Raw genomic sequence first — 13,214 nt, 5'->3', positions numbered from 1 at the left:
TTTTAATTAAATTTGAACAAGAATTAACATTAGATGGAAGCTCCCAAGGCAAAAAAAATAGAAAAAACACTCGAAATTCACGGCGACAGAAGGACAGACAATTATTTCTGGATGAATGAAAGAGAAAATCCCGAAGTAATAAAATATCTTGAAGAAGAAAATGCGTACAGCGAATTTGTGATGAAAGACACAGAGCAGCTTCAGGAAGAACTTTTCGAGGAGATGAAGGCCAGATATAAAAAAGATGACGAGTCTTTGCCTTATTTTTTCAACGAATTCTGGTACTATGTACGTTACGAAGAAGCAAAAGAATATCCCATTTTCTGCAGAAAGTATAAAACTCTTGAAAGTAAAGAAGAAATTGTTCTTGATGTAAACATTCTTGCAGAAGGAGAAGATTTTTTTGAGGTGGCGAATGTTGCAGTAAGCCCTAATAACGAATTAGCTTCTTTCTCTTCTGATAACGTAGGAAGAAGAATTTATAATTTAAATTTTAAAAATTTAAAAACAGGAGAAATTCTTCAAGACAAAATTGAAAATACAACCGGAAAAGCAGTTTGGGCAAACGATAACGAACATATTTTCTACATCAGAAAAGACGAAAGTCTCCGCGCTTACAAGGTTTACAGACACAAACTCGGAACTGAAACTTCAGAAGATATTCTAATTTTCCATGAGAAAGACGAAACATTTGACGTGAATGTTTTCAAAACGAAATCGATGGAATATATTTTCATGGCGAGTTCTAGCACCATTTCAGACGAGCATCATTTTATCCCTGCAGATAATGTTTTTGCAGAATGGAAAGTGATTCAGCCAAGAATTGATGATCTGGAATATTCGGTAGAACATTATGAAGATGAATTTTACATCATTACCAATGCAGACGACGCTACCAATTTCAAAATTGTAAAAACAAAAATTGAGAATTGCGGAATGGAAAACTGGGTAGATGTAATTCCGCACCGAGAAAAAGTGTTACTGGAAGGTTTCGAAATTTTCAGAAACTATCTGGTTCTTGAAGAAAGAGAAGAAGGTTTGCTCCAGATAAAAATCATTGACGAAAAAACGCAGGAATCTTATTATTTACCTTTTTCGGATCCTACTTACACGGCTTATATCGGTGTAAATCTTGAATTTGACACAGAAGTTCTGCGTTATGGTTATACCTCTTTGACACAGCCTAGCTCGACCTACGAGTATAATATGAAAGAAAAAACCACCACTCTCCTGAAACAACAGGAAGTTTTGGGTGGGAAATTCTTTGTTGAAAATTATATTTCTGAAAGAATCTGGGCAGATTCGAGAGATGGGGAAGCAAAAATTCCTATTTCTCTGGTTTATCATAAAGACACCAAAAAATCTGCGGAAACCCCGGTTCTTTTGTATGGCTACGGAAGTTACGGACACACTGTTGATGCGAGTTTTTCGAATGTGAGATTGTCGATTCTCGACAGAGGATTTATTTATGCAATTGCTCACATTCGTGGCGGAGAATATTTGGGAAGAGAATGGTATGAAGAAGGAAAAATGCTGTTCAAGAAAAATACATTCTACGATTTTATAGATGCCGGAAAACATTTGATTAAAGAAAATTTCACCTCTTCAAAACATTTATATGCAATGGGTGGAAGTGCAGGAGGATTATTGGTTGGAGCTGTAATGAATTACGAACCTACTCTATTCAACGGAATTGTAGCACAAGTTCCTTTTGTAGATGTAGTTTCTACAATGTTGGACGAAACAATTCCTTTGACAACCGGAGAATATGACGAATGGGGAAATCCGAATGATGAAGAATATTACCATTACATGAAAGAGTACTCACCGTATGACAATGTTGAAGCAAAAGAATATCCTAATATTCTGATCACAACAGGATTTCACGATTCTCAGGTGCAATATTGGGAACCGGCAAAATGGACGGCAAAATTGAGAGAATTAAAAACAGATAATAATATTTTAATTTTCAAAACCGATATGAGTTCCGGACACGGCGGCGCAAGCGGAAGATTTGAATCTTTAAAAGAAGATGCTTTGGAATTTGCGTTTTTACTTAAACTTGAAAAATAATGTGTTGGATGCTAGGTGCAGGAAGCTTGATTTAAATTTCAATTTATTTCGTCCATCACCCAACATCCATCATCCAACAAAAAAAGAAATGATTAACGAAACAGAATATTGGCAAAAAGTAGAACAATTTTTCATTGAAAATTTTGACACTGAAAAAAATGCACCGATAGAAACCTATTTGTTTCTTATTGGTCTTCAGGAATTAGGAAGCGGGAAACAGAAATACACAAAGGATGATAAAGTAAACCTGATTCACATTGCAGTGTGCAGACTGTTAGAACCTTTTGGATATTATAAATTTTCGCATTATGATGATGACGGATATCCCCATTTTGATCAGCTGGAAGAACTTCCCGAGCTAAGACCCAATGAACAGCAAATTCTGATGAAAAAAGCAATCATTCAGTATTTTCAGGATGAAGAGCTAATTTGAGAATTAGATAATTTGAAAATTCATCAATTATAAAAAAATGGAGAGTACATTTACTTTCCATTTTTCTTTATACTTTTTGCAATTTAACTTTCAAATTAGCATACTCTCAAATTTTCAAATTACTAAAAATTTCTTCCAGTTGGTTCAAACCCATTTTAAAACCTTCTTCAAAACCCATCTCCAACTGTTTTTTCATATCTTCTTCTGACTGAAAATGCATATTGACAGAAACTTTCGTTCCTTCTTCTACTCCTGTAAAACCAATAAGCCATTGGGTTTGCGGAAAATTTTTATCGATATTCCCGTTTTCATCGCAGAAAGCATCAATCCCATCAAAACTTCTGTGCTCATTGATTTCTCCGTATTTTACAAGAGAAAAAACTTTCTCACCTTCCGGTCCGTTCATTGAATAAAGCCAGACTCCGCCTTCTTCAAAATTCAGATTTTCAGTCTCACATTTCCAGGGTTTTGGAGCCCACCACAGGTCTAAAAGTTCTGGTTTTGTAAAATAATTCCACACTTTGGATACATCAGCATTATAAATTTTCATTACATAGATGCTTTTCGATTCGAAATCCTGATTAAATACAATTTTTGAGTTCATAACAAATGGTTTTTAGTTAATAAATATCGTAGTTTCATTAAGAAAAGTGGTCACAGTTTATAATAAAATGTTAAAAAGACTATTTTTAAGAAAAAATATACAATATTTTGGCGTGTTTTTTGTTTACCAAATCTTAAAATGTTTAATTTTAACACTCACAATTTTAATTTTCTTATTCAATGAACAACAAATTCATCCCGATAATCTCGGTCTTTATGACAATTTCGCTTATTGTCTTTGTCACACTGCAGTTTTATTGGCTTAAAAATTATTACGTTGCATTGGAACAGGAATTTTCCAACAAAGTTTATTCCGCTTTGGAAAATACTTCAAAAAACATTGCTGAAATTGAAGTAGATAAACTTTTTAATGAAAATTACGCAAATTTAAGAGATAATGTAAAAGCAAATAAAGATAAGCCATCTCTTACAACAATTCAGCAGACTCAGGATTCCGGAACTCAGAAATCTATCGTTTATTATCGAAATATTATTGAGACAACCCAGCTTCCCATTTCAAAAAGAGGCGATTCTCTTCTTTTAACGAAAATGTACACTGATGATGCAGCATACAAAATTAAAAGAGATACTTCTCAACGTGAACTTTTAACGACAGAAATCAATCAGGATATTGAAAGTGGTGATTATAATTTTAAAGAATTCCTAAAGGTAAATGGAAATAACTTACCCTTAACTAAGCGAGTTGATCCTACAGTTCTTGATTCTGTGATTACCAAAGAACTCAGAATGAAAGGCATTACTGCAGAATTCGGATATGGAATAACAGACAAAAACAATAAGCTGACGAACATTGTCAATAAGGTTTTCAAGGAGAAAAAAGACACCAATTCTTATTCTTATCCTTTATTCACAGACACAAAAGACCGTACTTTATATACGCTCGCTTTAGTTTTTCCTAAAAAAGAATATTCTTTAGCGATGAACAACTGGCCGATGCTTTTAGGAACATTTCTTTCATTGTTGACGATTTTGGGAATTTACATCATTTCCATTAATTATATGATGAGGCAGAAAAAACTGGCGGAAGTGAAAACTGATTTCATCAACAATATGTCACATGAGTTCAAAACACCTTTAGCAACCATTTCGGTAGCTACAGATTCTTTGGCAAATGATAAAATTGCGACCAATCCTGATAAGGTTAAATATTATTCAAACCTCATCAAACAGGAAAACTTGAGGATGAAAAAACAGGTTGAGAATGTTCTTAATATGTCTAAACTTGAACGAAATGAGGTAGAACTCTTCCTTAAAGAAACCAATGTGAGGGAATTAATTAAAAAGACAACAGAATCTTTCAACCTTATCATTCAGCAGCGAAACGGAATATTGACGGAGGAGTTCAATGCAACCCATTATATTTTTAAGATTGATGAATTCCATATTTCAAATATGCTTGTCAACCTTCTGGATAATGCCAATAAATATTCTCCGGAAACACCGGAAATCAGCATTAAGACCAAAAATGAAGGAAACTGGTACGTATTGGAGATTGCAGATAAAGGAATGGGAATGGAAACCCAGAACAAAACCAAGATTTTTGAAAAATTCTTCCGGGAAGAAACCGGGAATATTCACAATGTGAAAGGACAAGGCTTGGGGCTTTCTTACGTTAAGAAAATTGTAGAACTTCACAAAGGACAGATTATTGTAGAATCGCAAAAAGATCAGGGAAGCAAATTCATTATCAAGCTTCCGATGGCATAAAATTTTAAGCAAATAATAAATATAAAACATATGAGCAACAGAATATTATTAGTAGAAGATGATCAGAGTTTCGGTGCAGTACTGAAAGATTATCTTACCATAAACAACTTTGAAGTTACGCTTGCGGTAGACGGAGAACAGGGTTTGAAAGAATTTACAGAAAACGAATTCGACATCTGTATTTTCGATGTCATGATGCCGAAAAAAGACGGATTTTCATTGGCAGAAGACGTGAAAAAAATCGATAAAAACACACCGATTATTTTCCTTACGGCAAGAAATATGAGAGAAGACATCCTGAAAGGTTATCAGTTGGGAGCAGACGATTATATTACAAAACCGTTTGATACAGAATTACTTTTATACAAAATCAAGGCAATTCTTCAGAGAAGCTCTACTTTAGAAAATGAGGAGCAGGAGCAATTCAAAATCAGCAATATTTTCTTCGATTCTATGTTGAGACAGTTGAGAGTAGGTGATAATGAATACAAACTTTCGCCAAAAGAAAATGAACTTTTAAAATTGCTTTGTCTTCACAGAAATGATTTTATGCCTAGAGATTTAGCATTGAGAAAAATCTGGAAAAAAGAAAACTATTTTACTGCAAGAAGTATGGATGTTTACATTGCAAAACTTAGAAAACTTCTTAAAGATGATGAAGGATTAGAGATCATCAATGTTCACGGTGAAGGTTTCAGACTTTTAGTGAAAAACTAAAAAGAATATTATACATTCAAACAAAATTCAAAAATTAGCAAAACAATACAAAATGTTTTGCTAATTTTGTTTTTTATGAAGAAAATTAATATGAAAAATTTACTTTTAGGACTTCTTGCAACTTCACTTGTTGCTGTTTCATGTAAAAGAGACGAAAAACCAACATATTTAAAAGACGATGCTGGAACTCAGCCTAACGTTGCGATCAACACTCCCAAAGCTTCATTAATTGATCAGGCAGGAATAACATCAAACGTTCAGGCAGGATCTACGATGGTTACCTCATCGGGAATGAATCCGCCTCACGGACAACCTGGCCACCGATGTGATATTCCTGTAGGGCAACCTTTGAATGGAGCTCCTGCTCCTGCAAACACACAAAACATTCAGGTAAACGGAAATGCTCCGATCCAGATCGATCCAAATTCTATGAGTCCCGGAACAGTAACCACAACAAGCACTGCAACTCCTCAAAAAACAGCTCCCGGAATGAATCCTCCACACGGACAGCCGGGTCACAGATGCGATATTCCTGTCGGACAGCCTTTAAATAGCAAACCTGCAGCACAACCTACCCCTCAAAATGTTCAGGTACAAGCGCCACAACCGACTCCTACTCCGCAACCAGCAGTGGCCAATACTGGTCCGAAGCCAAAGCTTAATCCTGCTCATGGTGAACCTTGGCATGATTGTGCTAAACAAGTTGGAGCTCCACTTTAAATATTTTTTGTAAATTTGCCTCGTGAAGCCAATACAAATTTTAGTCATTATCTTTTGTCTGGGAATTTTTCTGATTCCTAAGGATAATTTCTATGCCCAGGCTTCACAGGAAAATTGCTGCAAAACAGAATCAAATATCAATTCATGCTGTGAAAAAGATCATAGCGATCACAATTCTAAAGACAGCAAAACAGACCACAAATCATGCAATGACGACTGTTGCTCGTTCTGTATGACCTGCCATACTTTTGTTGAAAATCATTTTGCAAAAGACAACTTTTGGCAAATTTCCTCTTTCGAAAATATTCTAAAAATACAGGTTCAGTACTCTGATCCTTACATTTCAGACGGTTTAAAAGAAATCTGGCAACCGCCAAAACTAGGTTAATTAAACAAAATGCAGCAATGTATAAGTTGAACAATCTACCATTGGTTGTTAAACTTTTACATGATTAGCTTGTTACTTTAAATTCAATTAATCTAAATTTTTAAACAAAATGAAATTATATATTACCAAGATTATTCTTGGAACATTATTCCTGTTAAATACATTTATATCTGCTCAAACCCTTTCCAAAAATCAGTTTCAGGTAAAAGGAAACTGCGAGATGTGTAAAGACAGAATAGAAACTGCGGCCAAAAATGCAGGCGCGAAATCAGCAAACTATTCTATTGATTCCCAAACTCTGACTATAGAAACTGTCGATGATAAATCAGCAGATATTATTCTTAAAAAAGTAGCGGAAGCGGGGCATGACAATGAAAAGTTCAAAGCATCAGACGAAACGTACGAGAAACTTCCCGGATGTTGTCATTATGAAAGAGATTCTAAAACGGTCTCAACAATTGAAAATCATGACCAACATCAAAAAAATGAGAATGAATTTTACGTAAAAGGAAACTGCGGTTCTTGTAAAGCCAGAATTGAAAAAGCAGCAAAAGAGTCCGGAGCAGATTTTGCAGAATGGAATGCAGAAAAACAAACAGTTACTTTAAAATTTGATCCTGTAAAAACTTCTGCCAACAAGATTTTAAAGAAAATTGCAGATGTCGGGCATGACAATGAAAAATTCAAAGCACCGGATTCGGTTTACAAGAATTTACCCGGCTGTTGTCTTTATGACAGAGAAATTGGGTTCGGTGAAAAAAATACAAAAGTGCATTACGAAGAAGAAACAAAAAAGGAAGATCATAGCAAGCACAATCATGACAGTGAAGAAGATCATTCAGCAAATGAAAATTCCGGAGAAAAAAGCATTGAGCAGGTAAATATTATAGGTTCAAAAGCGGCTACTTCAATCAGTAAGAAAGATGCAGGGCTGATTTTTAATATTGATAAAAAAGAGCTATTAAAAGCGGCATGCTGTAATTTATCTGAAAGTTTTGAAACGAACGCAACCGTTGATGTATCTTTCAGCAATGCGGTAACCGGAACAAAACAACTGAAAATGTTAGGTTTGGATCAAAAATATACAAGCTTAACCAAAGAATTGTTACCTGAAATCCGAGGACTGGCTTCAGCATATGGATTAAACTTTATTCCCGGAAGATGGATTGAAAGCATTCAATTAACAAAAGGTGGAAGTACAGTGACAAACGGATACGAAAGTATTACCGGGCAAATCAATACCGAATTAATCAAGCATGCAGAAAAATCTGAAACTTCATTAAATCTTTTTGCAGATTTTAATGGTAGAGCCGAAGCCAATATTACCCACGTAGAGCCTATTAATGACCATTGGACGCAAACATTTCTGCTTCACGGTAACGGAACCTTCGGAGATACAGACATGAATGATGATACTTTTCTTGACAGACCAAAAGGAACTCAGATCAATGCTGCTTACTTGTTAAATTTTAATGACTTGGAGCATTCCGGGTTTGGTTCTCACTTTGGAATTAACTTTGTAAAAGACGAAAGAACTTCGGGGCAAATCGGATTTGATAAAAATTTAAGCCAGAAAGAGCAGTCACTTTACGGTGTCGGAATTGATATTTCAAGGTTTCAGGTATGGAATAAAACAGGATATGTTTTCAAAGGAAAACCTTACCAGAGTTTAGGCTGGATGAACCAATATGTTTATCATCAGCAGGACAGCTTTTTCGGCTTAAGAAATTATGCAGGAAAACAGCATACTTATTATTCCAACTTGATTTTTGAGAGTATTTTAGGAAATACTAATCATAAGTACAAAGCCGGAGCAAGTTTCATGTATGACGGTTATGAAGAAGATTATTTAACCAATAATTTTAAAAGAAACGAAATCGTTCCCGGAGCTTTTGCAGAATATACTTTAACAGGTTTAAAATATACTTTGGTTACCGGAGCAAGAGTTGATTTCCACAATTTGGCAGGAACTCAGTTTACACCAAGGTTGAACTTTAAATATGATTTTACACCACAGACTATTTTGAGACTTTCAGCAGGAAGAGGTTTCAGAACAGCCAATGTTTTTGCGGAAAGTCAGCAATATTTTGCATCGAACCGCTCGATTCAGGTTTTGCAAAATGGTGGTAATATTTATGGTTTAAAACCCGAAGTTGCCTGGAATTATGGAGCAAGTTTACAACAGGAATTCAAACTTTTCGGAAGAAAATCTACGATTGTTGCTGACTTTTTCAGAACAGATTTCCAGGATCAAGTCTTGGTGGATTTAGATCGCTCACCTCAGCAACTGACTTTCTATAATCTGGATGGAAAATCTTTCGCTAATTCTTTCCAAACGCAGTGGGATTTTACGCCTTTCAAAAATTTTGAAGTAAGATTAGCGTATAAATATTACGATGTTCAGGCCGATTATCTGGATGGAAGACGTGAAGTTCCTTTTATGGCGAAGAACAGGGGTTTTGTAAATCTGGCCTACTCTACCAACAAAAATAATAAAGGAGGATTCTGGAGCTTTGATACGACTTTGAATTTAGTTGGAAAACAAAGACTTCCGAATACTTCAACCAATCCGGCAGAATTTCAATTACCAACCTATTCTGAGTCTTACGCTGTGTTGAATGCACAGATTTCAAGGAATTTTAATCAAAAAATCAGAGCGTATCTTGGTGGGGAAAACCTAACTTCTTACTATCAGAAAAATGCGATTGTAGATTTTAAAAATCCTTTCGGAAATTATTTTGATGGCGGAATGGTGTATGCACCGATTATGAAAGCTAATCTGTATGTTGGATTGGATGTAACATTTTAAGTTTGAGGGTTTGAGTGATTTTCAAATGATCTCATTCTCGAATTTTCAAATTAAAAAGCATGGTTTCCAATAATTTAATAATTGGGAATCGTGCTTTTTTGTATCTTTAACCTAAAGTAAATGAATGTCACAGCCGCTTATTTTCGAAGACAATTATAAGAAACTGGGTTTGGAAAATTTTTCAGAAAAAAATTTGGAAACAATTAACGGAAACAAATTTAAATATGATATTAAAGTATTCTTTGTTCCGGCAAACTATGAACTTTCTGTAGACTTCAATCACTTTACCACAACCAAACCTACTTTATTTTTCCTGACCAATCAGCATTTAAAAATTGAAACAGGAAAAGAAAATGCAACACTTTTATATTATAACCGCGATTTTTATTGTATTCAAATTCATGATAAGGAAGTGGCTTGTGACGGACTGCTTTTTCATAATGTTTTTGAAATTCCTTTTGTAGAGCTTGACGAAGAAGAAGAAAGTTTCATCATTAAAAGTCTATTTCAAAGTATCAGAGACGAGCTGGAATGGAAAGATTCTTCCGCTGAAGAAATGATCCGAACTTACGTGAAACAAATCATCATCCGCGCCACAAGAAAATGGAAAAAACAAAATCTCGATAATGACGAGATAAAAATTCCAAGCAATGAACTCGACGTTTTCCGCGATTTCAGCCGACATCTGGAAATTCATTTCAGACAAAAACATAATGTAGCCGATTATGCAGACCTGCTTCATATGGCTCCGAAAACATTAACCCATAAATTCAAAAGTTTAAATCTTGAATCCCCAAATCAGTTTATCATCAACAGAATTCTACTGGAAGCCAAAAGACTTTTATTTTATACCGATAAACCTGTGAAAGAGATTGCTTATGATTTAGGTTATGAAGATCCGGCTTATTTTAACCGCCTTTTTACCAATAAAATCGGAAGCACTCCCACCAATTTCAAGAAAAATTACACTTCGGGAAAAAAGTACAATATTTAATCCTTTTTATCTAATGCTTTGGAATAATATCTGCCATACATTTGTAACATCAAAACAAAACAACATTAAACAATTAAATACAAAAAATTATGAAACGCAACGCAACAGCCGTTTGGAACGGTAACATCAAAGAAGGAAACGGACACATCACTACTCAAAGTACAACTTTAAACCAAACTCAATATTCTTTCAACAGCCGTTTTGCAGATGGTGTAGGAACAAATCCTGAAGAATTATTGGCAGCGGCTCACGCAGGATGTTTCACCATGAAATTGAGCGCAGAACTTTCCCAGGCTGGTTATACTCCTGAAGAACTGACTACAAAATCGGTAATCACTTTAGATCCGAACATCGGAAAAATTACAAAGTCTGAATTGACATTAACCGCAAAAGTTCCTGGAATTTCAGAAGAAGAATTCCAAAAATATGCTAAAATCGCTGAAGAGGGTTGTCCTGTAAGTGCGGCATTCAACTTTGAAATTACTTTGGAAGCTACTTTGGCTAACTAAGAATTTAAAGTACAAAGTTTGTCATTCCGGTAGAAATCTAAGCAAAGATCTTTACAATTATATTTCTAATAATTCTTCCTAAATTCCTACAGAATGACAAAACTAATGGATAAAATAATGATGAAGCAATCATCAATAGGAACGGGCTTTAGCCCGTTTTTTCATTTAAAACCAACCAATTGGCTTTAGCCAAAACTTAAACTCAACCCGATTTATTTTAATCAAATAAGACTTTTTAATTAAAATCCTGATAATTAATTTTCAATAGATTAAATACATAATTCTTAATCGCAAAATAAAATATACCGAACGGTATATTTTTGTATATTTGCATCATAATTAATTGATAAAATGTCAAAAGCAGAAAAGACAAAACAATTTATTATCGAGAAAACAGCGACTTTGTTCAACAGCAAAGGCTATCTTGCGACGACATTATCTGATATTTCTCAGGCAACAGGTTTGACGAAGGGAAGTATTTATGGCAATTTTGCCAATAAAGATGAATTAGCCATTGAAGTTTATAAATACAATTCGAGCTTATTAAGCAAAAATATGTCACGTTCTTTCAGTGATGAATTTCCGAAAACTGTAGACAAACTTCATGCTTTTGTTGATTTCTACAAAAAAAACTGGCGTTCAGTTTTTTCAAACGGAGGTTGCCCGTTATTGAATGCGGCGACAGAATCCGATGATACATTTCCAAATCTTCAACATCAGGTGAAAAAATCTTTTGAAGAATGGGCAGGAAAGGTTTCTGCAGTTATTATTCAAGGTCAGAAAAATGGAGAATTAAATGAAAAAGCAAATGCACAAGAATACGCATCCATTTTCATTATGCTTCTCGAAGGCGGAATTCTATTATCCAAAACAACCGAAGACGAGAAATTTTTAAACCTTGCTTTAAACAAAATCACTCAGATGATTGATAATGAATTAAATATTCTTCCATCATAAACTTCACAATTATGGAAACAAAAAAAGTGGCAATTGTAGGATACAACAGAATTCCGTTTGCCAGAATGAACACCGCTTACGCAGACAAAGGAAACCAGGATTTACTGCTTTCCGCGCTCAATGGATTAATCAACAACTATAATCTTAAAGGAAAGCTTTTAGGCGAAGTTGCAGGAGGAGCAACGATCAAACACATATCCGAGAGCAACCTCATCAGGGAAACTGTTATGAACACTTCTCTCGATCCTGGAACTCCTGCGTGTGACCTTCAACAAGCTTGCGATACAGGAATTGAAGCAGCCGTTTACATCGGAAATAAAATTGCTTTAGGTCAAATTGAAAGCGGGATTGCTTGTGGCGTTGAAGCAATGAGCAATATCCCTTTTGAAACTTCATCAAGATTAAGAAAAGCTTTATTAAAAGCCAATAAAGAAAAATCTGTTTTTGGAAAAATAAAACAATTATTAAGTCCAAAATTAAAAGATTGGATGCCGATTCCCTATAAAGGACAAGAACCAAAAACTGGTCTGGTCATGGGCGGACACACAGAAATTACGGCAAAATATTATCAGATTTCACGAGAAGAACAGGATGAACTGGCTTTTAAAAGTCATCAAAATATGGCAAAAGCTTATGACGAAGGTTTTTTTGATGATATGATTACACCCGCTTTTGGTTTAGATAAAGACAATAATCTTCGCCGAGACACAAGTTTAGAGAAATTAGCCACATTAAAACCCGCTTTTGATAAACAAAACGGAACATTGACAGCCGGAAATTCAACACCATTTACCGATGGGGCATCTGCAGTTTTATTGGCAAGTGAAGAATGGGCAAAAGCGAATAATTTACCGATTTTAGCCTATATTACCTTTTCGGAAATCGCAGGGATTGAATATGTTGAAAATCAACAAAATTTATTACTTGCTCCCGTTTTTGCAGCCGACAGAATGTTGAAAAAGGCAGGAATGAATTTGGAAGATTTTGATTATTATGAAATCCATGAAGCTTTTGCTGCACAGGTTTTAGCAACTTTAAAAATCTGGGAAAATGATGATTTGGCTAAAAAATTCGGATTGGAAAAAGCATTAGGAAAAGTCGACAGAAATAAATTAAATATAAAAGGCGGAAGTCTTGCCGTTGCACATCCTTTCGCAGCAACTGGCGGAAGAATCATCGGAACATTAGCGAAAATTTTACACGAAAAAGGAAGCGGAAAAGGATTCATTTCCATTTGTGCCGCTCGTGGACAAGGGGTAACGATGATTTTAGAAAAATAAAAA

The 13,214-nt window shown here is 34.9% G+C and carries 12 protein-coding genes; 11 read left to right on the top strand and 1 reads right to left on the bottom strand.

The annotated features are described in order from the left end of the window. The first annotated feature begins 33 nt into the window (after positions 1 to 33). A complete protein-coding gene (locus BA768_RS15435) occupies positions 34 to 2,073 on the top strand; it encodes a S9 family peptidase (protein WP_065721476.1) in 2,040 nt (679 codons plus the stop codon). Between the two features lie 88 nt (positions 2,074 to 2,161). Further along, positions 2,162 to 2,506, top strand: coding sequence for a hypothetical protein (locus BA768_RS15430; RefSeq protein WP_065721546.1), 345 nt, complete (start codon positions 2,162 to 2,164; stop codon positions 2,504 to 2,506). Positions 2,507 to 2,612: 106 nt separating this feature from the next. Here BA768_RS15430 and BA768_RS15425 read toward each other — a convergent pair whose 3' ends face one another. Continuing rightward, positions 2,613 to 3,110: an SRPBCC domain-containing protein gene (locus BA768_RS15425; RefSeq protein ID WP_065721475.1), complete on the bottom strand. Its 498-nt coding sequence runs from the start codon at positions 3,108 to 3,110 to the stop codon at positions 2,613 to 2,615. A 179-nt stretch (positions 3,111 to 3,289) separates the two neighbouring features. Here BA768_RS15425 and BA768_RS15420 point away from each other — a divergent pair, with 179 nt between their 5' ends. The 9 genes from BA768_RS15420 (at position 3,290) to BA768_RS15380 (ending at position 13,211) form a co-directional block, all read left to right on the top strand. Further along, entirely contained in the window at positions 3,290 to 4,837 is a 1,548-nt protein-coding gene (locus tag BA768_RS15420) for a sensor histidine kinase (protein ID WP_034677848.1), read from the top strand. Between the two features lie 30 nt (positions 4,838 to 4,867). Next, positions 4,868 to 5,554, top strand: coding sequence for a response regulator transcription factor (locus tag BA768_RS15415; protein ID WP_034677847.1), 687 nt, complete (start codon positions 4,868 to 4,870; stop codon positions 5,552 to 5,554). A gap of 90 nt (positions 5,555 to 5,644) precedes the next feature. Then, complete coding sequence (locus BA768_RS15410) at positions 5,645 to 6,274, top strand: hypothetical protein (protein WP_065721545.1); 630 nt, start codon at positions 5,645 to 5,647, stop codon at positions 6,272 to 6,274. 22 nt (positions 6,275 to 6,296) lie between these two features. Further along, positions 6,297 to 6,662, top strand: coding sequence for a hypothetical protein (locus BA768_RS15405; RefSeq protein WP_065721474.1), 366 nt, complete (start codon positions 6,297 to 6,299; stop codon positions 6,660 to 6,662). A 109-nt stretch (positions 6,663 to 6,771) separates the two neighbouring features. Continuing rightward, a complete protein-coding gene (locus tag BA768_RS15400) occupies positions 6,772 to 9,471 on the top strand; it encodes a TonB-dependent receptor domain-containing protein (RefSeq protein WP_185114199.1) in 2,700 nt (899 codons plus the stop codon). A gap of 124 nt (positions 9,472 to 9,595) precedes the next feature. Continuing rightward, positions 9,596 to 10,465, top strand: coding sequence for a helix-turn-helix domain-containing protein (locus tag BA768_RS15395; protein ID WP_065721473.1), 870 nt, complete (start codon positions 9,596 to 9,598; stop codon positions 10,463 to 10,465). 89 nt (positions 10,466 to 10,554) lie between these two features. Next, positions 10,555 to 10,974: an OsmC family protein gene (locus BA768_RS15390; RefSeq protein WP_034677843.1), complete on the top strand. Its 420-nt coding sequence runs from the start codon at positions 10,555 to 10,557 to the stop codon at positions 10,972 to 10,974. 351 nt (positions 10,975 to 11,325) lie between these two features. After that, positions 11,326 to 11,931 (top strand): TetR/AcrR family transcriptional regulator, encoded by a 606-nt coding sequence (locus BA768_RS15385; protein ID WP_065721472.1) that lies wholly within the window; start codon positions 11,326 to 11,328, stop codon positions 11,929 to 11,931. An 11-nt stretch (positions 11,932 to 11,942) separates the two neighbouring features. Further along, positions 11,943 to 13,211, top strand: a complete 1,269-nt coding sequence (locus BA768_RS15380; RefSeq protein ID WP_065721471.1) for an acetyl-CoA C-acetyltransferase — start codon at positions 11,943 to 11,945, stop codon at positions 13,209 to 13,211. Positions 13,212 to 13,214 lie beyond the last annotated feature (3 nt).

This window comes from Chryseobacterium sp. CBo1, from assembly GCF_001693475.1.
In the GTDB taxonomy this organism is placed as follows: domain Bacteria; phylum Bacteroidota; class Bacteroidia; order Flavobacteriales; family Weeksellaceae; genus Chryseobacterium; species Chryseobacterium formosense.
The sequence above is the reverse complement of the archived record's forward strand: the minus strand, read 5'-3'. Positions and strand labels throughout refer to the sequence as shown.